Origin of the sequence: Lentzea terrae, from assembly GCF_003265345.1 — a bacterium.
In the GTDB taxonomy this organism is placed as follows: domain Bacteria; phylum Actinomycetota; class Actinomycetes; order Mycobacteriales; family Pseudonocardiaceae; genus Lentzea; species Lentzea terrae.
The window spans coordinates 64,012-84,221 of sequence record NZ_QFWW01000011.1; the positions used below are offsets into that span (position 1 = coordinate 64,012).

The window sequence follows — 20,210 nt, forward strand, 5'->3', positions numbered from 1 at the left end:
ACGGCGATGCGGTCACCGAGTCCCATCGCCTCGATCTGGTCGTGCGTCACGTAGATCGTGGTGGTGCCGATCTCCTGCTGGAACCGCTTGAGCTCGTCCCGCGCACTGGCCCGCAGCTTCGCGTCCAGGTTGGACAGCGGCTCATCCAGCAGGAACACGGCTGGTTCGCGTACAAGGGCACGCGCCAGGGCGACCCGTTGCCGTTCTCCGCCCGACAGTTGCCTCGGCTTGCGCTCGAGCAGGTGCCCGATGCCGAGCAACGTTGCCGCCCAACGCGCCTTGCGCGCACGTTCCTCGGACGCCATTCCGGCCGCACGCAACGGAAAGACGATGTTGGCCAGGACTGTCTTGTGCGGGTACAGCGCGTAGCTCTGGAACACCATCGCGATCCTGCGCGCCCGTGGCGGCAGGCCGGTCACGACAGAGCCGCCGATCAGCACGTCGCCGCTCGTCGGCTCCTCGAGGCCGGCCACGGTCCGCAGCAACGTCGTCTTGCCGCATCCGGACGGGCCGAGCAGCACGAGGTATTCACCGTCGGCGGCGGCGAGGTCCACGCCGTCGATCGCGTGCACCTTGCCGCCGTCGAAGTGCTTGGTCAGCCCGCGGACCTCGACGACAGCCACGGCCTCAGCCGCCGCCGACGAGCCCGGCGGCCCGCCACTTGTCGAAGATCGCCTTGACCTGCTTCTCCGCCTCGGTGACCGTCTGCTCCGGCGACATCTCACCGCGCGCCGCGCGGGCGAACATGTTCGGGATGACGAAGGTGTTGAACACCTCGCCGATCGCCGTGCTCGCCGGGCCGGGGTGCCCGATGTTGGCGCTCCACGGCACCGCATCGGTCAGGATCTTCAGCTTGTCCTTCGGGTTCGAGCCGAACGGGTCGCTTTCCAGCCACGCCTTGCGACTCGGCGTGAGGCCGTCCCACGCGCAGAAGTCGTACAACTTCGAGTGGTAGGTCGCCGACCCGAAGTTTGCCGTGTAGTGCAGCAGGAACTCCTTGGCGTTGTCGACCGCCCTGACGTGCTTGGGGATGATCCAGTTGTAGAGCACGTGCTGCGCCGCGAGCGCGGTCTTCGGGCCCTTCAGCGCGGGGACGAAGTACGTGTCGTCGGCCACCGGCGGGTTCGACCCCTGCGCGGTGCGCCACGCCGAGATCGAGTTGACGATGTAGGACAGCTTGCCGGCCACCAGGCCCTGGTTGTTGCTGGCGGCGTTCCAGGAGAACACCTCCGGCGTCATCGCCTGCTGGTAGAGCTTGGTCATGAACTCGACCGCGGCGACCGTCTCCGGCGAGTTGATCACTACTTTCTCGTTCTGGTCCTGCTCCGACGCGCCAAAGGACCACATCAGCGCGCGCAGGATCATGTTCGAGTCGATCTCCTGGGACATGCCGAGGCCGAGCTGGATCCCCCGGCTCTTCTTGATCTCGGTCGCGCCCTGCAGCAGTTCGTCCCACGTGGACGGACCGTTGCCGAACCCGACCGGTGTCCACAGCGACTTGCGGTAGTTGCCGGGATCGGGCACCCAGCCCGGCGAGTAGGCGTAGAACCGGCCGGTCGCCGGGTTGAAGCTCGACTTGCGGCAGAGCGGCAGTTGCTCGCCCCACCGCTTGCTCGCCTCGTCGACGAGGTCCTTGAGGTCCAGCACGCTCGGTTCGTACTGCGACAGCGTCGCGATGTACTGGATGACGTCGTGGCCCTGGCCCGCCTGGATCTCTGCGGCGATCCTGGTCGGGATCTGCGCCTGGTCGATGTGGTCGACCGTGACGTTGACGCCGGCCTTGGCCCCCCAGTCCTTGGCGAACTTGTCGAACCAGGCGTCGTGGCTCGGCACGAAGTGACTCCACAGCAAGATCTTCAGCTCGCCGGACAGCCTGGAGCTCGGCTCGGTGAACGTCTCCTGGGGTGCCTCGGTCGAGGGCGGTTGGGTGGGGCCGCCACCTTCCTCACGCGCACAGGCGGCGCCTGCTGAGGCGGCCAGCGCGGCGACTGCCGCGGCACGGAGAACGTCGCGCCGTGTGCGGAGAGTGACGGGAAGCTCCTCGTTCATGTCGACTACTCCTCCCGCGGGGGATGTCAAGAACGATATGCTTCTTGTGAGCTGCGTCACAACATCATGGGAGGCCGGCGATGGTCGGTACGAAGACGCATTTCACGCAAGCGATCGCACCGTGCGGGCGGCCGGCCGAAGGGGACCGCCACCGCGATGACGACGACTCCGGACTGGTCATCGACGACCTGCTCTGGGCGTGTGGCTGCCGGCAGATCCGGCACGTGTTCCACGACGGGAGCGTGCGGGTCCAAACTGTCCGTCACGACGGCAAAGTTCTCGTCGACGAACACAGCGGGGACCACGAGGCCTAGCGATGACCACGTTCCACAACATCGTGGTCGTGGGCGGCGGTGGCGCAGGGCTGCGCGCCGCCACGGCGATCGCGGAGGCCAACCCGCTGCTGAGCGTAGCGATCGTGTCGAAGGTCTACCCGATGCGCAGTCACACGGTTTCGGCGGAGGGTGGTGCGGCTGCGGTGATCGCGGACGGCGACAGCCTCGACGAGCACGCGTACGACACGGTGTCCGGTGGTGACTGGCTGGTCGAGCAGGACGCCGTCGAGGCGTTCGTCGAAGAGGCGCCGCGGGAGCTGCTGCGGCTGGAACACCAGGGCTGCCCGTGGAGCCGTAAGCCGGACGGGCGCATCGCGGTGCGGGCGTTCGGTGGCATGAAGAAGAAGCGGACCTGGTTCGCCGCCGACAAGACCGGGTTCCACATGCTGCACACCCTCTTCCAAACGGCGCTGTCCTATTCGGACATCGTGAGGTACGACGAGTGGTTCGTCACGAAACTGCTGATCGACGAAGGCAGAGTGCACGGTGTCGTGGCGATCGAGCTGGCGACCGGCCGCGTCGAGACCATCATCGCCAACGCGGTCATCATGTGCACCGGTGGTTGCGGGCGCGTGTTTCCGTTCACCACCAATGCGAACATCAAGACCGGTGACGGCATGGCGCTGGCGCAGCGGGCGGGCGCGCCGCTCAAGGACATGGAGTTCGTGCAGTACCACCCGACCGGGCTGCCGTTCACCGGCATCCTGATCACCGAGGCCACCCGCGCGGAAGGAGGCTGGCTGCTCAACAAGGACGGCTACCGCTACCTGCAGGACTACGACCTGGGCAAGCCGACACCGGAACCCGTGCTGCGCAGCATGGAGCTGGGGCCGCGGGACCGGCTGTCACAGGCGTTCATGCATGAGCACGCCAAAGGGCGCACGATCGAGACGCCGTACGGACCGATCGTCCACCTGGACCTGCGGCACCTCGGCGCACACGTCATCGACACCAAGCTGCCGTTCGTGCGGGAGCTGTGCTCGAAGTACCAGAACATCGACCCGGTCAAGGAACTGATCCCGGTTCGGCCGGTCGTGCACTACATGATGGGCGGCATCCACACCGACATCAACGGTGCCACCCCGGTCGAAGGTCTTTACGCCGCAGGGGAAGTCGCGTGCGTCAGCATCAACGGCGCCAACCGGCTCGGCTCGAACTCGTTGCCGGAGCTGCTCGTGTTCGGCGCACGGGCGGGGGAAGCCGCCGCGGAGTACGTCCGGTCGTTGCGGACTGGGCCGCGCAACGCCGTGTACGCACAAGGAAACGACGAGGAACGCCGGTTGCGCGCGGAGCTCGATCAGCGCAGAAAGGGCACCGAGCGCATCGCCGACCTCCGTACCGAGATGCAGGCCACGATGGAGGAAGGCGCGGGCATCTACCGCGACGGCGACTCGCTGGAGAAGGCTGCCGTCAAGCTGCACGAGCTGAGGGAACGGTTCGACCGCGCCGCGATCGACGACCACAGCAGCACGTTCAACACCGAGCTGATCTCCTTGCTGGAACTGGACTTCATGCTCGACATTGCCCAGAGCATCGTGGCCTGCGCGGGCAAGCGCACCGAGTCGCGCGGCGCGCACCAGCGCACCGACTTCCCGAAGCGCGACGATGAGCACTTTCTCAGCCATTCGCTGGTGCACCGGTCCGGCGAGGTCGAGTACCTGCCGGTGACGATCACCCGCTGGCCGCCGGGCGAACGCGTGTACGGGAGGTAGGGCCATGATCAAGATGGAGGTGACGCGCTTCCGGCCCGGTGAGGACGACGCGCCGATCGTCCAGTCCTACGAGGTGCCGCTGCGCAAGGAGTGGGCGGTGCTCGACGGGCTCAACTACATCAAGGACCAGCTCGACGGCACGCTCTCGTACCGCTGGTCCTGCCGCATGGGCATCTGCGGCAGCTGCGGCATGACCGTCAACGGCAAGCCACAACTGAGCTGCGCCACGTTCCTCACCGACTACGCCCCCGGACCGGTGCGCGTCGAGCCGCTGCGCAACTTCCCGGTGATCCGCGACCTCGTCGTCGACATCAGCGACTTCATGACGAAGCTGCCGAAGGTCAAACCGTGGCTGATCCACGACGGTGAGGTGCCCGAGGACGAGTTCCTCCAGACACCGCGGGAGATGGACGAGTACAAGAAGTACAGCATGTGCATCAACTGCATGCTCTGCTACTCGGCCTGCCCGGTGTACGCACTGGAGCCCGAGTTCCTCGGGCCGGCCGCGATCGCGCTGGGGCAGCGGTACAACCTGGACTCCCGCGACGACGGGGCACTGGAGCGAAGGGACGTGCTCGCGTCAGCCGCGGGCGCGTGGGCGTGCACCTTCGTGGGCGAGTGCAGCACGGCGTGTCCGAAGGGCGTCGACCCGGCGGGCGCGATCCAGCGTTACAAGCTGACAGCCGCTGTCTCGGCGCTGAAGGACTTCCTGTTGCCGCGTGGAGCGCGGCGATGAGCGCCTACCGACAGCCGGTGTCCGCGTTCTGGTGGCTGCGCCAGTGGTCCTACCTGCTGTTCGTGCTGCGCGAACTGAGCAGTGTCTTCGTAGCCTGGTTCGTGGTGTACCTGCTGCTACTCGTCGCTGCGGTCGGCGACGGTGCGCGAGCCTATGAGGACTTCCTGGCGTGGAGCGGGCACGGCTGGGTCCTGGTGCTCAACCTCGTAGCCACGGCGTTCGTGCTGCTGCACGCCGTCACGTGGTTCGCCCTGGCCCCGCGAGCGATTGTCGTGCCGCGAGTGCCGCCGTGGGCGGTGCTGGTGGCGCACTACGCGGCCTGGGCGCTGCTGTCCGCCGGAGTGGCCTGGGTGGTGCTGCGATGAGCCGCAGATCGCCCGAACCGCTGGTGTGGCTGCTGTTCAGCGGCGGCGGGATGGCCGCGGCGTTGCTGGTGCCCGTCCTGCTGGTGCTGTTCGGTCTGGCCTTCCCGCTCGGCTGGCTGCCGGCGCCGGACCACGCGCACCTGCTGGCCCTCGTCGGGCACCCGATCACCAAGCTGGTGCTGTTCGGACTGTGCGCGCTGGCGCTGTTTCACTGGGCGCACCGGTTCCGCTACACGCTCTACGACGGGCTCAAGCTCAAGCAAGCGAGCACGCTGATCATCGTGGTCTGCTACGGAGCCGCACTCGCCGGTTCGGCCGGCGCGGCAGCCGTACTCCTGATGGCATGACACTCCGCGACCTGAAGCAAGGAGGCCAGCTGGCGCGTTCGCACCGCGCCGAAGCCGGTAAACATCGTCGTCTGAACGCGAGAGCGAGGGATGGGCGGATCAGCGTGAAGCGACCGATCCGACTCGTCGTCTGACGTGGGTCGATCCACCCATCGACTCCGGTGAGCAGTTGGGTCTGCTGACCGATGTGTGGTGCGGTGGGTCGTACCTGGCGTCGCCGGCATGACCACACAACACATCGAGACACTGATCATCGGTGCGTCGGACGCACCTGTCGCGCCGTGTAACCAGGTGTCGTCGCAGGCCAGGGCTCTCGGGCCCGGCCCGCTCGCCGGGCGTGACAGACCCTTCATGCAGCAGGTCGTCACCGAAACCGGATGGCTGCGCCGTCGACACCGCGCATGTCGGCGAACCAGTGCGTACCGCCACTGACGACAACCGTCACCGCGGGGCGGGCGCCAACTCGAGCCGCAGTTCGCCGATGACATGGATTCGTGCCAGCCAGCGCAGGGCGTGGAAGTTCCTGCCGCCTTTCCAGTCGACAAGTCCGTTTCCTCCTCTGGCGTGCTCGTTGCGAACTGCGTGAGGTCGAGCGACGGCCCATCACGTCTTCACTGGGGGCCGTCGCCCGCAAATTTCGGACCCTGACCGGCCCGGCTGTTCGGCAACAGCGAAATGGCTGCTCTGGACACATTCTGCAGCAGGAACAATCGATCTGGATTCCCTGCGACGCGGGTCCGTCGCCCGCCTCCGGGAGGACTACCTGGCCAGAGTGTCCGTGCGTGGGGTCAACTCTGAGTGTGTTCTGCACGTCCCCGCTACCTGAAAGCGATCCGCGCGATCGGTGAGTCCGGCATTCCAGGTGGTCGTTGAGTCACCATTTTTGCCACAGTTGAGCGATCGTCGTGACCCGTCGCCTCCTGATAGCTTTGAGTCCGCTTTGTGGGACGTGAACATCGACGGTGATGGGAACAGAGTGAGCCGCAGCAAAACTGCCACGAAGTTGGCTGTGATGTTCGTCCACGGTGTCGAGATCGACAATCCGCACTTCGCCGACGGTGCCACGGCCAGGCTGAAGAAGGCTTTTGCCCGCTATTCCGGCGCCGACCCGGACGAAGCACTGGTCCTCAAACCCGCGTTCTGGGCGCAGGAACTGGACGTGGGCCACGACGAGCTGCTGAACCGGCTCGGCGGGGGTGGTGCGACGTCGTTCTTCCGCACGCTCAGCCGGTGGGCGACAGCCACCGACGCGGGTTCGGGCCTCGCGCTGGCGGCGCTGGTCCTCAGCGGCCTGGTACGGCGCCTGCCCGGGGCGCGCGACTTCCACTTTCCGACGATGCGCTGGCTCACGGTCCACTACGTGGGTGACGCGGTCGCGTACCAGATCAACTCCTCCGAGCGGGAACTCTACGACCGGGTGCACGCCGTGGTGGCGCGAACGTTGACCGAACTGGCCGCGGAGGCCGGTGAGAACGCTCCGCTCTGCGTGATCGCGCACAGCCTGGGGTCGGTGGTCGCCAGCAACTTCTTCTACGACCTCGAAGTCGAGGCGGGCTGCTACGGAGAACCCCGGAAACTGAAGGGCCGCCGGGTGGCCCGCAGCCTCGGCTCCAGTCCGGTCGAGCGCGGTGAAACGCTCAGTTTCCTGTACACGCTGGGCAGCCCCATGGCGTTGTGGGCGGCTCGATTGCCCGATCGCGGCACACCGTTGATCGTCCCGCACCCGCGTGCAGCCCACCACAACCCGAAGATCAAGGGCGAGTGGGTGAACGTCTACGCCCCCGACGACGTGATCAGCTCCCCGCTCAAGCAGTTGAACGACCGGTACGACCGGCAGGTCGCCGAGGATCGCGGGTTGTCGGTCGGTCCGTGGTGGTTGTCCTGGAGTCCGCTGTCGCATCCCTGGTACTGGAACGACGACCGGGTCATCGACCCGATCGCCGCTTCCCTGGCAGAGGCCTGGCACGCGTTGCGAGCCACGGGAAACGGAGCATCGACCACGAGGGGGGTGGGTGCCTGCGTCACCACGCTGTCGCCCGGCGGCCGTCGCTGACCGACGGCTCCACCGGGCCAACCGTCCCGTTGTCGCAACCCTCACAGGATTGTGGTGGTAGCCGTGCACCGCGAGATTCCGCTGTTCACCCTCACCGGCGTCCAGGACGCCGAGATCACCGAGCACCCGGTCACGACAGGCGACGGTCTCGGGCTCAACCTCACGAGATTCCACCGCGGCGAGTCCGAGGACATCGTCCTCGTCATCCACGGACTGACGACGTCGACCGACATGTTCATCATGCCCGAGCACGAGAACCTCGTCTCGTATTTGCTGGGCAACGGATTCCCGGACGTCTGGACGTTCGACTACCGGATGAGCAACCGGCTTCCGTACAACCGATCGATGCACCGCTACACCATGGACGACATCGCGTTGTACGACTATCCGGCGGCGTTGGACGAACTGCGCCGCGTCGTCGGCGAAGACCGCCGGATTCACGTCATAGCGCACTGCCTGGGGTCCGTGTCGTTCATGATGAGCCTGTTCAGCGGTGTGGTGGGGGACATCGCGAGCGTGATCGCCAACAGCGCCGCGCTGACGCCACGGGTGCCGAACTGGTCGTGGGTCAAGCTCAATGTCGCACCGACTCTCATGGAATGGGTGCTGGGGCAGCCGTACCTCGATGCGGCGGCCGGGTCCGCGCCGCGTTTCTCCCGCGGCTGGCTGCTGTCCAAAGTGGTCGATCTCGTTCACCGGGAGTGCGACGTTCCAGCGTGCCACATGCTGAGCCTCATGTGGGGCACCGGCTGGCCTGCGCTCTACAGCCACGACAACCTGTTGCCGGTCACGCACCGCCGCGGCGGTGACCTCTACGGCGCGACCGGGCTGCACTACTACCGGCACGTGCTGAAGATGGTCAACGCGGGCCGGGCCGTGAAGTACGACGACAACAACCCGGCGCACGCACGGCTGCCCAAGGACTACCTGGCCCGTGCGGCGGACATCACGACGCCGGTGCTGCTCACCACTGGCGACAACAACCGGGTTTTCGCCAACTCCAACATCGTCTGCTGGCAGCGGCTCAACGAGGTGGCGCCGCGCAGGCACGAGCTCAAGGTGTTCCCCGGCTACGGGCACCAGGACGTGTTCATGGGCAAGGACGTGAGCCGGGACGTGTTCCCGGAGATGCTCGAATTCCTCAAGAGGCAGGGGAGCTGACCATGGCAGGCAGGAATGGTGTTGCGGGCAAGGGCGTGCAGTCCGGCAACCACCGGAGGTACGTGCCGACAAGCCACGAGAGCATCAGTCACGACTCCCTCGCCAACCTGGGCCAGGACTGGTCGCTGGTCGCCGATCCCGGCATGGAGCCGCGGCCGCCGTTCAAGGTCTACCTGCCGCGCACCGCGGAGGACGTGGTGACCGCTGTGCGCGAATGCCGTGACGCGGGCGTCCAGCTGGTGGTGCGTGGACATGCCCATTCCAGCAACGACCTGGTGACGCCCGACCACGGCACGGTCCTGCTCACCGATCTGCTGAACGGTGTGCTGGAGATCGACCCGCTGGATCTCACGGTGACCGTCCAACCGGGAGCCCGGCTCGCGATGGTCGACCAGGTGCTGTCCGAACACGGTTTCGGGCTGAAGGTGATCGGCGACCACGATCACATCACCGCGGCCGGCTTCGCCTCGGTGGGTGGCATCAGTCCCGCATCGCACCGCCACGGCATCTTCCTCGACACCGTCCTCGCACTTGAATACGTCGACTGGACGGGCGAGGTGCACCGCTGCGGCCGGGAGCACGGCCTCGACCAGATGCTCAAGGTGCTCGGCGGGACCGGACGGCACGGTGTCATCACCGAGCTGACCCTGGCCGTCGAGGTGGTGGACAAGTTCCGGACGATCCTGCGCAACGAGCGCCGCATCACGACCTCGCTCGACGAGTTCGTGCGCTACTCGTCGCAAATGATCCGGGATCCGGGCGACGCGGTCATGGAACGCGGGGTGTGGGCCGACTTCGAGATTCCCGGACTCGGCGACGTCAGCGACTTCAGCCTGCGCGTCGGCCAGTTCTCCTCCTACCATCCGACCTCGCAGAATCCGGTGAAGTCGCTGTGGAACCGCGTCGCCTACGGCTACCAGCAGGCGATCGGGACCGTCGCGGGCCGGCTCCCGTCGGCGATGGACAACCTGCTGAAGTACGTCGGAATGGGCTGCATCATCCTGAGCCCGCGGTACGGCAACCACAAGAACATCGAGCGGTTCACCGACCAGATCCTCGACTCGACGGTCGGCGACCCCACCCGGATGTTCGTGGTGCTCGGGCCGGTCGAGCGGTACGCGAACCTGTTCTACGCTCTCAACGACCTCGTAGTGAAGGAACGGCGCCGCAGTGGGGCGATCACGTTCATCTCCGTCTACGTGAAGTCGATCCGCTCGCGTTACCTCACCGGCCCCGAGGCGTGGGGCCTCGCCGGCGAGGAGCAGGAACCGCAGCGGTTCTGCGAGCTGATGCTCTACCTCGGGGTGCGGCCGGAGAAGATGACGCCTGCCGTGCAGGCCCGGCTGGTCGCGGAGGTGGACGAGATCTGTCTCGCCCACGGGGCGTTCCGCTATCTGCACTCGCTGACCAGCACCGACCCGGTGAAGCTGGCCCGGCTCGACCCGAACGCGCTCTACGGCGGTCGCGAGATGCCCGCAGGGCGCCGCAACGGGCAGACCAGGGCCGGCAAGCCGGGCGGACGGCGGATCGCCGCGGTCAACGCCCGGACTCCGCGCGGCCGCAAGCAGATCGAGGAGGCGGTGGGGTGAGCGGGTCGCGGGAGCGAACACGCGTCGAACACGTGAACGCGGTCGTCGTCGGCTCCGGTTTCGGTGGTTCCGTCGCCGCCTACCGGCTGGCCGAAGCCGGCCAGTCCGTGGTCCTGCTCGAACGGGGCAGGCCGTACCCGCCGGGGAGTTTCCCGCGCACGCCGGCCCAGATGGGCAAGGCGTTCTGGGATCCCGGTGCCGGCCTGCACGGGTTGTTCGACGTGTGGAGCTTCCGCGGCTTCGACTCGGTGGTGTCGAGCGGGCTCGGGGGAGGCTCGCTGATCTACGCGAACGTGCTGCTGCGCAAAGACGAGAAGTGGTTCGTCCGGGAGGACCCGCTGCCCGGTGGTGGCTACGAGCACTGGCCGGTCACGCGGGCCGATCTCGACCCGCATTACGACGCCGTGGAGAAGATGCTCGGTGCCACGCGTTACCCGTTCGACGCGGCGCCGTACCGATCCACCCGCAAGACGCACGCGATGATCCAGTTCGCTGAACGGAACGAGCTGGACTGGCAGTTGCCTCCGCTCGCGGTCAGCTTCGCCCCCGACCAAGGCACCGAACCCGGTATGGGACTGCCGGTCGCCGAGCCCGCCTACGGCAACATCCACGGCGTGCCGCGCCGGACGTGCCGTCTGGTGGGGGAGTGCGACATCGGCTGCAACGACGGGGCGAAGAACACCCTCGACCACACCTACGTGTCCGCTGCCGCTCACCACGGCGCGGACGTGCGCACGGGATGCGAAGTGCGAGGAATCGCGCCGCTTCCTGATGGCGGCTACGCAGTCACGTTCGTCCGCCACCACTTCGATGGCGGCGGTGCGCCCGCGCCCGCCCGCAGCCTGCCGGTGCACCGCATCACCTGCGACCGGCTCGTGCTCGGCGCGGGTGCCTACGGCACGACGTTTCTTCTGCTGCGCAACCGGGCGGCGCTGCCCGGTCTGAGCCCGACCCTCGGCAGCCGGTTCTCGGGCAACGGCGACCTGCTCACCTTCGTCGTTCCGGAACAGGGCCACGTCAGCGTGCCGCTGGACGCGAGCTTCGGCCCGGTGATCACGACCGCGGTCCGCGTCGACGACGCCGCCGACGGGGCGGGCCGTGGCTTCTACCTGGAGGACGGCGGATATCCGGGTTTCACCGACTGGCTGCTCCAGTCGACCGACCTGACCGGCTCCGTGTTCCGGTTCGGCGAGTTCGTCACCAGGTGGGCGTTGAACCTGCTGAGCCGGTCGTCGCAGACCAACGTCAGCAAGGAGGTCTCGCGGCTGATCGGCAGCGGTGCGCTGTCCGCGGGCTCACTGCCGTTGCTGGGAATGGGACGAGACGTACCGGACGGGTTGATGCGCCTGCACGACGGGATGCTCGATATCCGGTGGAGCACCCGGACCAGCAAGGAGTACTTCCGCCGGGTCCGTGGCACGATGAGGGAGCTGTCCGACTCGCTCGGCGCGGGGTTCGTCGACAACCCGATCTGGTTCTTCCGGCGCATCGTCACCGTGCACCCGCTCGGTGGTGCACCGATGGGCCGCAGTGACCTCGAGGGGGTCTGCGACTCCTACGGCGAGGTGTTCAACCACCCCGGGCTGTTCGTGGCCGACGGTGCCGCCATGCCCGGACCGGTCGGCGCGAACCCGTCGCTGACCATCGCCGCCCATGCCGACCGCATGGCGGAGCACGTCCTGCGGCAGCCGAAGCGGCGTCGCCAGGCACCGCGCCAGGCACCGCGGCGCCAGCCCGTACCGGCGCGCCGGTCACTGGTGATCCGCACCCCGGCACAGACGGGGCAGTTGACCTCGTTGGCGTTCACCGAGGAGATGAAGGGGTTTTTCGACTTCGCCGCGACCGACCCCCGCAGCGGCCTCGAGTCGGGCAAGGTCAAGGACCAGGCGTTGATGTTCCGCCTCACGATCACCACCGACGACGTCGACACCTTCATCCGCGTGCCGAGCCACCTGGCCGAGGCAACCGGCTACGTGGAGTCGGACGTGCTCGGCGGGCGGCTGCCTGTCGAGGCGGGCTGGTTCAACCTGTTCACGGCCGGCGCCGCGGCGGACTCGCGGTCGATGCGGTACCGCCTGTACTTCGCGGACGGTGCGGGCAACCCGCTCACCCTGAGCGGGTTCAAGGACATTCGCCCCGGCTCGCCACTGCGGATCTGGCCCGACACCTCGACGCTGTACTACCGCGTCCTCACCGGGCACGTCGACGAGAAGCACGAAGCCGACGCGCCGGTCGTCGGCGCGGGCGTGCTGCGCATCCTGGAGGCGGACTTCCTCCGCCAGCTCACGACGTTCCGCACGAACGGCCCGAAGGCCCTCCCCTCGGTGACCGAGTTCGGCCAGTTCTTCCTCGGGCAGCTCTGGAGTGTCTACGGTCCCCAGTTCAGGGCCAACGCCCTGCAGGTCGAGACGGGGTAGCCGATGCACGTCTTCCTCACCGGCGGGTCCGGCTTCGTGGGTGGTGCGGTGCTGCGGGCGCTGCAGGAGCGAGGCGACACCGTGGCCGCGCTCGCCCGCTCCGGCACTGCCGCCAACGAGGTCCGCGACGCCGGCGCGACGCCCGTCGAGGGCGATCTCGACGACCGTGCGACCCTGCACCGGGGATGCCGCGGCGCCGACCTGGTCGTGCACGCGGCGGCCAAGCTGAGCGGCGGTCCCCGCGAGTTCGAGGCGTTCCACCGGACCAACGTCCTGGGCACCGAGAACGTGCTGGCGGCCGCACGTGCCGAGAACGTCCCGGCCCTGGTCCACCTCTCGACCGAACAGGTGGTGCTCGGCCGCGAACCGCTGATCGACGTGGACGAGACCCGGCCCTACCCAGCTCACCACCCCGGCCCGTACGCCCGGACCAAGGCCGAGGCGGAGCGCCTGGTGCTGGCCGCGGGCGACGACGGTTTCCGGACGGTGGCGGTCCGGCCCCGTCTCGTGTGGGGTGCGGGCGACCGCACCGTGCTGCCGGCACTCGTCGCCGCGGCCCGGTCCGGACGACTGCGCTGGGTCGACGGCGGGCGCTATCCGACATCGACCTGTCACGTCCGCAACGTGGTGGAGGGCGTCCTGGCGGCTGCCGAGCACGGCGCGGCGGGTGCCACCTACTTCCTCACCGACGGCGAGCCGAGGGACTTCCGAACGTTCATCACCGCCCTGCTGGACACGCAGGGTGTGCCCGCGCCGACGGGCACGATGCCCCGTCTGGTCGCGAGTGCGGCGGCGACCGCGTGCGACGCGGCGTGGCGCCTGCTGCCCCTGCCGGGCGAACCCCCGCTCAGCCGGACACTGCTGCTGGACGTGCTCAGCACGTGCACGGTGTCCGACGCCCGAGCCCGTGCCGAACTCGGTTACGTCGGCCGGGTCAGCGTCGCGGACGGCCTCGCAGAGCTGCGCGAAGACCCGGTGAGGGAGCCCGGCGCCGGTCTTTGAGGTCGTCCGCCGCGGGAAGAAGGAGCTGGTCCAAACGCGGAACGACTCCACTGGCAGGCCCGCGGGAGCACACCGTCCTCGGCAAGCCTGAACTCGGCTATGCCGTCGGGAAGATCCGTCCTGGCCTTGGCGGTGGCACTGTGATCGGAGCCGGAGCGACGGTTCGCTCCGGCGCGGTCGTGTACGCCGAGGTCGCAATTGGAGTAAACGCGCTGATCGGTCACCAGACGTTGCTCCGTACCGCGGTGCAGGTAGGCGCGGAGACGCAGCTCGGTCACCACCTCACTGTGGAACGCGAGACCCGCATAGGCCGGGACGTGCGCTGCTCACCGGGCTCGCACATCACCAGTTCGGCCGTACTCGCCGACCGGGTGTTCCTGGGGGCTGGCGTACGCACGATCAACGACAAGACCTTGACCTGGCACGACCCGCATCGTGAGCCAGCGCTCGCGACGCCCAGGTTCGACACCGGGGCCAAGGTCGGCAGTGGCTGCGTTCTGCTGGCGGGTGTGACGGTCGGCGAGCGGGCCCTGGTCGGGGCTGGCTCCCTGGTCACCCGTGATGTCCCGCCAGGAGCGTTGGCATATGGCCATCCGGCCCGTGTGCAAGGAGAGGCCCGGTGAACCCGGTTATGCCTAGCGGGCCTGCGACGGCAACCGAGGCGATGACGACCTGGCTGCAGCCACTCCGGCCAGTCCTCGATCCTGGTGCCAGATCGACTGGAGGCGGCTCGCCGGAGTTGCGGAGGCTTTGGACCGAGTTCTCACGCATTGTCCGGTGGGTGCGGATCTCCAGGCGGGTGCGGAGCGCAGCCGGCGCCTGCGCGCGATCCGGCAGGACCTGGCGTGCCAGGTCGACACGACCGGCGATCCCGATCTGTTTCAGCTCATGACGCAGTTCATGTGCGGCTACTGCGACATCGATCTGCGCGATGCTTTCGGGCTCGCCACGGAAGGCTCATCGCCCGCCACGGCAGTGCGCAGACACGACAGCGGTGGATCCCGCGGCTGCTGGCGAGCGAGTTGGCCGGGATCGCCGTCACCGAGCCGCACGGAGGATCTCGTCCGGCGGAAAGCCGCACGTGCGTGGTCGCAGGATTGGACGGAACGTGGAGGGTGACCGGCCGCAAGACGTGGATCAGCCGACTGACCGAAGCCGCCGTGTTCGTGCTGTTCTTCCGAGCCCCCGACGGCGGTCTGGCCGCCGCTGCGGTCGACGCTACTGAACCAGGCCTGCACCGCCAGCCGATTCCGCCGACAGGGCTTGCCGGCTGGACATGGGGCGTCCTGGACCTCGACGAGGTGACGATCTGCCAGGAAGACGTCCTCAACGGGGACGGGATGCTCCTGTTGCGTGAGCACTTCGCCGGCTACCGACCGCTGGTCACAGCCACCGCACTCGGCGGAGCGGCTGCGGTATTCGACGCCGTCACCACTCGGCTTTCCGCCCGGAGGGCCTTGGGCGACCTGCCTCGGCTGCGTGATTCAACGCTGATCACTCTCGGTCGCACGCATGTCCAGCTCGCGACCGCGCTATTGGGCGCTGTCACGGCTTCCCATCTCGCCGAAGGCGGACACCCTGCGGCGGAACCTTGGGGTGCTGCGGCGAAGGCCCATGGCATCGACACCGCCGATTCCGCCGCTGCAGAACTGGCGCTCCTGCTTGGCGCGTCAGGGTTTCGCGCCGACTGTCAGACCGCCAAGACCCGCCGGGACCTGAGCGGACTGCTCTACGCCGATGGCATCCACGACAGCCTGTACCGCACGGCGGGCAAGCAGCACACGGCCACAAAGGACGCTGCGGGTGTCACGTCTGTTCCGACGCCACGAGATCGGCTGGCCTCGGTCGCGATGACCGGCTGACAGTGCAGCAGGGGCAGCAATCCTGGATTACGCGATGCGCTGTCCTTGCTCGCACAATGCGATCGCACCATGATCGGCAGCGTGCAGCGCGGCGGCCAGGCGGTCGGCCAGCAGTGGCTTCACCTTGTTCCGGGCTTCGTCGAGGCTGTGGAAGCTGGCGGAGAGGATCTCGCCGTCGGTGAACACCTTGCCGACCAGGTCGGTCTCGTCCAGAACGCCGCCGTCGAAGACGAAGACCACTCCCTCGGGCCGGGAGTCCTGTGGCCGCACGTAGTCCACCACGAGCAACCGGCCCAGCGGTCGCTGCCACCCCAGTTCCTCGGCGAGCTCGCGACTCGCGGTTGCCCACGGTGACTCGTCGGCCTCCACCGCGCCGCCGGGAATCTCCCAGTTCGGCTTGTACGACGGCTCGAGCAACAGCACCCGGCCCGCTTTGTCGCGGAACAACACCCCGGCGGCCATGCGCTTGCGGTCCAATCCGGCCACGTACTGCTCGACGGGCAGTACTTCGTTGGTGCCAGGTGCTGCGGATTCCGATGTGGTCACCCGCGGCACCCTAGCCAGTCCAATTGCGGCACATCGTTGCAGGGGCGGTCACTCAATCGTGCTGTGTCCGGTCATCAGTGCAATTTCGCAGGTAGAGGCTTGTGGATGTGGGATTCCTGCTAGATCTCTGCCGGATTCGTGAGCTGGTGCGAACCTGCGCGGGCGAGGTTGGCTGTGGTGTCTGATAGGACAGAACTCCAGCTATTGCAAGGAAAACGTGCGATGCCGATACGATTCTCCACGGTCCGGGGCCGTGAATTCGGCGGTGGTCTTCGAACGGCCATCGCAGCCGCGGGCTTCAGCTCGCGGGCGCTCGCTGAGCGGGTCGACTGGGACGAGGCCAAGCTCTCGGGACTGGTCAACGGCAAGGGCGGCGTCAGCGACGTCGAGTTGGGCGTGTTGCTGGGCCTGTGCGGGGTGAGTCCGGTTGAACGAGACCACCTGCTGTCGGGCGTCGCGGTCGAGCACGGGTGAGTGGTCATGCTGGTCGGACACGGGATCCTCTCGCCTTGGTGCTCACGGAGCATGCTCTGCGGTTTCCTTGGTACCGCTTGGAAAACCTCCAAGCGAGGAGCCGAACGGCTTATGACCCGAAACGGGGAAGTGTTGACCTACTTCAACCTCACGCGGCCGCCTTCATCCACACGCTGACACCTTGAACGACTGATCGGCCTGCTCCTCATAACAGCGGCCCTGGCGGCGGATGCTGAGCAGTTGTGATATCAGCGGCGTTCACAGTTGTTTCAGTGTGGACTAAATCAAATCCGATCATCACGTAGGGCTATCGAGAGGTTGCTCGCTCGACAAGATCAGCCTGGATGAGGACCGTAGAGAACGGTGTGATGAGTCGAGGCTGTCTGCTTCTCTCGAGAGTCAGGCAGCCTCGATTGTTCTGGAATCAGTTACGTGGCCAGCGGATGGTGTTCACCGGTGAGCGCGGCGAGTGCCGTGGCGACTTCTTCGAGGGTGGCGCGGATGTAGGTCGTTGTGCTTCCGGCTTCGGTGTTGGTGTCGTTGTGTCCGGCGTAGGCGCGGGCGACGGCGTAGCCGAAGTGCCGTTCGACCCAGGTGAGCGTGGTGTACCGGAGCCAGTGGGTGATGACGCCTTGTTTGCCGGCCCAGGCGAGGTTTTCTCCCACGCGCCTCCAGAGGTTGTCGTAGCGGTGGTAGGTGATCGGGCGGCCGTCTGCGTAGCGGAGCAGTCGGCCGTTCATCGGGGCGCCGCGGTGTTCGACGTGCTGCTGCAGGTGCCACATCAGCGTGGGGGAGACCGGTTGTCAGCGTGAGGTCTCGCCCTTCTCCCGGAGATAGACCAAGCACTGCTCCTCGTCGAGGTCCTTGGGGCGCAGCGCGAGAGCGCCGCCGCGGCGGGCGGCGGTTTCGGTGTGGAACCGGACGATAAGTGAGTCGAGTTGTGTGACGGCCGCGGCGACGACCGGGATGTATTCGGCGAAGGTCGGGGCCGGCGGTTTGACGGAGTTGAGCAGGTCCTCGGCGGTCACGCCCATCCGGTCGAGAACCAGGCGCGCGGCAGCAGCCGGCGCCGGTGGGGGTGGACAGTTCGGCCAGGAGGCGATCGTGTCCAGCCGGGCGCTGAATAGGTGCTGGTGGAACGGCGCCCCGAGACCGCCACCGGTGCGGTGATGCCGAGCACCGGCGTGACCCGTGTCGCCGCCGCGGCACGCAACTGTTCCCGCAGATCCCGGGGCAGCTTGCTGAGCTCCGCACCCGTGATGGCGCGGGCGATCGCGAACCGGTCGCCCGCGAGTCCAGCGGCCGCGTCGGCCGGTTTGCCGTCCCACAAGCAGCGGCACAGGGACGGTGTGAGGGAGCCCCACTGCTCACAGGTCGAGGACCAGGCGAGGCCCGCACGAACGCGAGACGCAGATGAGCATGGTGTCGCCGGTGGCCCGCTCGTCCTCGGTCAGCAGGGAGTCGCGGTGGTCTGGCCTGCCGTCGAGCACGTCGGTCTCGCAGGTACCGCATGTGCCCTCCCGGCAGGAGAAGGCCACCGCGACACCGGCCTCCTCCACGGCTTGGAGCACCGAGCGGTCCGGCGGCACGGTGAGAGTGAGCCCGGAACGGGCGAGCTCCACCTCGAAGGCCTCAGCCGGACGGGCCTCGGCCGCCTCGGCCGGGGCGAACCGCTCGACGCCCAGCGTGCCCGGCGGCCAGTCCGCGGACTTCTCCTGTACGGCCCGCAGCAGGGGTTCGGGACCGCAGGCGTGCACCAGCGTGTCCGGCTCGGGTGGGCCGAGGAAGGCGGCGAGGTCCAGCAGGCCGTACTCGTCCTGAGGGCGAATCAGCACACGGTCCCCGTACGGGGCGAGACGGTCCAGGAACGCCATGGAGGTGCGGGTGCGGCCGCCGTACAGCAGACGCCAGTCGGCCCCCGCAGCCTCGGCGGCCTCGACCATGGGCAGGATCGGGGTGATACCGACGCCGCCTGCGACGAACAGATAGCGTGCGGCGGGCCGCAGCGGGAAGTTGTTCCGTGGACCGCGGACCCGGACGGTGCTGCCTTCGCGCACGTGGTCGTGGACGTACGCGGAGCCGCCGCGGCCCTGCGGCTCGCGCAGCACGGCGATCTGCCAGGCCTCGCGTTCCTCTGGGCGCCCGCACAGGGAGTACTGACGGATCAGGTCGCCGTCGTCGCTGTCCAGGAGTACGTCGATGTGGGCACCAGGCGTCCAGGAGGGGAGTGCCTCGCCGTCCGAGCGGCGCAGAGTGAGGGAGACGACTCCGTCGGCTGCGGGGGCGCGGGTCGCCACGGTGAGGATCAGTTGGTCGTTCATCGCGTCAGCTCCGGGATTCAGGCCTGTGCCGGTACGTGCAGCAGCAGCGCGTCGCCCTGGCCGCCGCCCCCGCACAGGGCCGCCGCCCCGGTGCCGCCGCCGCGCCGCCGCAGCTCCGTCGCGAGGGTCAGCACCAGGCGGGCACCCGTCATGCCGACGGGGTGGCCGAGGGCGATGGCGCCGCCGTTGACGTTCACCTTCTCCAAGGGGATGTCCAGCTCTCGTACGGAGGCGAGGGCCACTCCGGCGAACGCCTCGTTGATCTCGAACAGGTCCAGGTCGGCGGCTTTGAACCGGCCGTCCCGGGACAGGGCGTCGCGGACCGCGCCGGCCGGCTGGACCAGCAGGGAGGGGTCGGGGCCCGCGACCGTGCCGTAGGCGCCGATCTTGGCGAGCGGGGCCAGGCCCTCCCGCCGGGCGCGTTCGGCACTCATCACGACGATGGCCGCGGCGCCGTCGGAGAGCTGCGAGGAGTTGCCCGCGGTGATGGTGCCCCCGCCGGAGAAGGCGGGTCTCAGGCGTCCCAGGCTGTCGGCGGTGCTTCCCGGCCGCACGCCCTCGTCGGTGTCCACCACCGTTTCGCCGCGCCGTCCCGTCACCGTGAAGGGGACGATCTCGTCGGTCAGCGCGCCGGACTCCTGGGCGCGGGCGGCCCGTTGGTGGGAGAGCGCGCTGTACTCGTCCTGCTCCTCGCGGGTCAGGGCGAACGGCTGCTGGTACCGCTCGGTGGCCGCGCCCATGGAGACGCCGTCGAAGGCGCAGACGAGGGCGTCACGGTCGAGAGCGTCCTCGACGGCGGCCGCACCGTACTTCCAGCCGGTGCGCGCTCCGCGCAACAGGTGCGGGGCGCCCGACATGGACTCCATGCCGCCCGCGACGACCACCTCGTGACGGCCCGACGCGATCATGAGGTCGGCCAGGGCGATGGCGTGCAGACCCGACAGACAGAGCTTGTTGACGGTGCTCGCGGGGACGGAGAACGGGACTCCGGCACGGATCGCGGCCTGCCGTGCCGGATTGGGGCCGGCCCCGGCCTGGACGACATGGCCCATGACGACGGCCTCCACTGCGGCCGGGTCCAGGTGCACGGCGTTCAGTGCCGCGCTGATGGCATGGGCGCCGAGGTCGACGGCGGACGCGGTGCTCAGGGTGCCCATCAGTCTGCCGATGGGCGTTCTGACTCCGGCGACGATGACGGATCCGGGCATGGCCGGAACCTCCTGGGGGAGTGGGGCGGGTCG

21 protein-coding genes are annotated in these 20,210 nt (G+C 68.1%); 12 read left to right on the forward strand and 9 right to left on the reverse strand.

Features of this window, described 5'->3' with window-relative positions; translation table 11 throughout:
* From DI276_RS52145 to DI276_RS50000, 3 genes are all read right to left on the reverse strand, one after another.
* Positions 1 to 623, reverse strand: a 623-nt coding sequence (locus tag DI276_RS52145) for an ABC transporter ATP-binding protein (protein ID WP_232836728.1), incomplete at its 3' end; no start/stop codon positions are given.
* A gap of 4 nt (positions 624 to 627) precedes the next feature.
* Positions 628 to 2,049: an ABC transporter substrate-binding protein gene (locus DI276_RS17710; protein WP_112264663.1), complete on the reverse strand. Its 1,422-nt coding sequence runs from the start codon at positions 2,047 to 2,049 to the stop codon at positions 628 to 630.
* Between the two features lie 56 nt (positions 2,050 to 2,105).
* A complete protein-coding gene (locus tag DI276_RS50000; RefSeq protein ID WP_157984773.1) occupies positions 2,106 to 2,342 on the reverse strand; it encodes a hypothetical protein in 237 nt (78 codons plus the stop codon).
* A gap of 23 nt (positions 2,343 to 2,365) precedes the next feature.
* Between DI276_RS50000 and frdA the strand changes: the two genes are divergently transcribed.
* The 11 genes from frdA (at position 2,366) to DI276_RS50005 (ending at position 15,628) form a co-directional block, all read left to right on the forward strand.
* A complete protein-coding gene (frdA, locus tag DI276_RS17720; RefSeq protein ID WP_112264667.1) occupies positions 2,366 to 4,096 on the forward strand; it encodes a fumarate reductase (quinol) flavoprotein subunit in 1,731 nt (576 codons plus the stop codon).
* A gap of 4 nt (positions 4,097 to 4,100) precedes the next feature.
* Complete coding sequence (sdhB, locus tag DI276_RS17725; RefSeq protein WP_112264669.1) at positions 4,101 to 4,832, forward strand: succinate dehydrogenase iron-sulfur subunit; 732 nt, start codon at positions 4,101 to 4,103, stop codon at positions 4,830 to 4,832.
* Entirely contained in the window at positions 4,829 to 5,197 is a 369-nt protein-coding gene (locus DI276_RS17730) for a fumarate reductase subunit C (protein WP_112264671.1), read from the forward strand. The genes sdhB and DI276_RS17730 overlap by 4 nt, the downstream gene beginning before the upstream one ends.
* Positions 5,194 to 5,544, forward strand: coding sequence for a fumarate reductase subunit FrdD (gene frdD, locus DI276_RS17735; RefSeq protein WP_112264673.1), 351 nt, complete (start codon positions 5,194 to 5,196; stop codon positions 5,542 to 5,544). The genes DI276_RS17730 and frdD overlap by 4 nt, the downstream gene beginning before the upstream one ends.
* Positions 5,545 to 6,556: 1,012 nt before the next feature.
* The gene (locus DI276_RS17740; RefSeq protein ID WP_157984774.1) at positions 6,557 to 7,597 is read left to right on the forward strand and encodes a hypothetical protein; all 1,041 of its coding nucleotides are present in this window, start codon (positions 6,557 to 6,559) and stop codon (positions 7,595 to 7,597) included.
* 63 nt (positions 7,598 to 7,660) lie between these two features.
* The gene (locus tag DI276_RS17745; protein WP_112264678.1) at positions 7,661 to 8,758 is read left to right on the forward strand and encodes an alpha/beta fold hydrolase; all 1,098 of its coding nucleotides are present in this window, start codon (positions 7,661 to 7,663) and stop codon (positions 8,756 to 8,758) included.
* Positions 8,759 to 8,760: 2 nt separating this feature from the next.
* Positions 8,761 to 10,347 carry an FAD-binding oxidoreductase gene (locus tag DI276_RS17750; RefSeq protein ID WP_112264680.1) on the forward strand — a complete coding sequence of 529 codons (1,587 nt, stop codon included), beginning with the start codon at positions 8,761 to 8,763 and terminating at the stop codon, positions 10,345 to 10,347.
* Positions 10,344 to 12,764 (forward strand): GMC oxidoreductase, encoded by a 2,421-nt coding sequence (locus DI276_RS17755; RefSeq protein ID WP_112264682.1) that lies wholly within the window; start codon positions 10,344 to 10,346, stop codon positions 12,762 to 12,764. Before DI276_RS17750 ends, DI276_RS17755 begins: the two co-directional genes overlap by 4 nt.
* A 3-nt stretch (positions 12,765 to 12,767) precedes the next feature.
* Positions 12,768 to 13,766 carry an NAD-dependent epimerase/dehydratase family protein gene (locus tag DI276_RS17760; RefSeq protein WP_112264684.1) on the forward strand — a complete coding sequence of 333 codons (999 nt, stop codon included), beginning with the start codon at positions 12,768 to 12,770 and terminating at the stop codon, positions 13,764 to 13,766.
* Between the two features lie 140 nt (positions 13,767 to 13,906).
* Complete coding sequence (locus tag DI276_RS53000; protein WP_269814269.1) at positions 13,907 to 14,389, forward strand: LbetaH domain-containing protein; 483 nt, start codon at positions 13,907 to 13,909, stop codon at positions 14,387 to 14,389.
* A gap of 279 nt (positions 14,390 to 14,668) precedes the next feature.
* Entirely contained in the window at positions 14,669 to 15,628 is a 960-nt protein-coding gene (locus DI276_RS50005; protein WP_269814270.1) for an acyl-CoA dehydrogenase family protein, read from the forward strand.
* Positions 15,629 to 15,655: 27 nt separating this feature from the next.
* On the opposite strand, the gene DI276_RS17775 is transcribed toward DI276_RS50005, so the two are convergent.
* The gene (locus DI276_RS17775) at positions 15,656 to 16,174 is read right to left on the reverse strand and encodes an NUDIX domain-containing protein (protein WP_232836729.1); all 519 of its coding nucleotides are present in this window, start codon (positions 16,172 to 16,174) and stop codon (positions 15,656 to 15,658) included.
* 222 nt (positions 16,175 to 16,396) lie between these two features.
* On the opposite strand from DI276_RS17775, the gene DI276_RS17780 reads away from it, so the two are divergent.
* Positions 16,397 to 16,648 carry a helix-turn-helix domain-containing protein gene (locus DI276_RS17780; RefSeq protein WP_112264689.1) on the forward strand — a complete coding sequence of 84 codons (252 nt, stop codon included), beginning with the start codon at positions 16,397 to 16,399 and terminating at the stop codon, positions 16,646 to 16,648.
* 428 nt (positions 16,649 to 17,076) lie between these two features.
* On the opposite strand, the gene DI276_RS17785 is transcribed toward DI276_RS17780, so the two are convergent.
* From DI276_RS17785 to DI276_RS17800, 5 genes are read right to left on the reverse strand one after another with little or no spacing between them, the layout of a single operon-like run.
* Positions 17,077 to 17,430, reverse strand: a complete 354-nt coding sequence (locus DI276_RS17785) for a hypothetical protein (protein ID WP_332874699.1) — start codon at positions 17,428 to 17,430, stop codon at positions 17,077 to 17,079.
* 21 nt (positions 17,431 to 17,451) lie between these two features.
* A complete protein-coding gene (locus DI276_RS53270) occupies positions 17,452 to 17,676 on the reverse strand; it encodes a site-specific integrase (RefSeq protein ID WP_332874700.1) in 225 nt (74 codons plus the stop codon).
* The gene (locus DI276_RS17790; RefSeq protein ID WP_112264691.1) at positions 17,673 to 17,978 is read right to left on the reverse strand and encodes a hypothetical protein; all 306 of its coding nucleotides are present in this window, start codon (positions 17,976 to 17,978) and stop codon (positions 17,673 to 17,675) included. Before DI276_RS17790 ends, DI276_RS53270 begins: the two co-directional genes overlap by 4 nt.
* 37 nt (positions 17,979 to 18,015) lie before the next feature.
* Positions 18,016 to 18,969 carry a PDR/VanB family oxidoreductase gene (locus DI276_RS17795; protein ID WP_112264693.1) on the reverse strand — a complete coding sequence of 318 codons (954 nt, stop codon included), beginning with the start codon at positions 18,967 to 18,969 and terminating at the stop codon, positions 18,016 to 18,018.
* Between the two features lie 17 nt (positions 18,970 to 18,986).
* Positions 18,987 to 20,177, reverse strand: coding sequence for an acetyl-CoA C-acyltransferase (locus tag DI276_RS17800; protein WP_112264695.1), 1,191 nt, complete (start codon positions 20,175 to 20,177; stop codon positions 18,987 to 18,989).
* Positions 20,178 to 20,210 lie beyond the last annotated feature (33 nt).

Excerpts from the sequence above, each read along its gene's own strand:
- DI276_RS17750 (WP_112264680.1), top strand. The coding sequence starts at position 8,761 with ATGGCAGGCAGGAATGGTGTTGCGGGCAAGGGCGTGCAGTCCGGCAAC.
- DI276_RS17730 (WP_112264671.1), top strand. The coding sequence starts at position 4,829 with ATGAGCGCCTACCGACAGCCGGTGTCCGCGTTCTGGTGGCTGCGCCAG.
- DI276_RS17785 (WP_332874699.1), bottom strand. The coding sequence starts at position 17,430 with ATGTGGCACCTGCAGCAGCACGTCGAACACCGCGGCGCCCCGATGAAC.
- frdA (WP_112264667.1), top strand. The coding sequence starts at position 2,366 with ATGACCACGTTCCACAACATCGTGGTCGTGGGCGGCGGTGGCGCAGGG.
- DI276_RS17795 (WP_112264693.1), bottom strand. The coding sequence starts at position 18,969 with ATGAACGACCAACTGATCCTCACCGTGGCGACCCGCGCCCCCGCAGCC.
- DI276_RS17780 (WP_112264689.1), top strand. The coding sequence starts at position 16,397 with ATGCCGATACGATTCTCCACGGTCCGGGGCCGTGAATTCGGCGGTGGT.
- DI276_RS17740 (WP_157984774.1), top strand. The coding sequence starts at position 6,557 with ATGTTCGTCCACGGTGTCGAGATCGACAATCCGCACTTCGCCGACGGT.
- DI276_RS17710 (WP_112264663.1), bottom strand. The coding sequence starts at position 2,049 with ATGAACGAGGAGCTTCCCGTCACTCTCCGCACACGGCGCGACGTTCTC.
- sdhB (WP_112264669.1), top strand. The coding sequence starts at position 4,101 with ATGATCAAGATGGAGGTGACGCGCTTCCGGCCCGGTGAGGACGACGCG.
- frdD (WP_112264673.1), top strand. The coding sequence starts at position 5,194 with ATGAGCCGCAGATCGCCCGAACCGCTGGTGTGGCTGCTGTTCAGCGGC.
- DI276_RS17760 (WP_112264684.1), top strand. The coding sequence starts at position 12,768 with ATGCACGTCTTCCTCACCGGCGGGTCCGGCTTCGTGGGTGGTGCGGTG.
- DI276_RS17800 (WP_112264695.1), bottom strand. The coding sequence starts at position 20,177 with ATGCCCGGATCCGTCATCGTCGCCGGAGTCAGAACGCCCATCGGCAGA.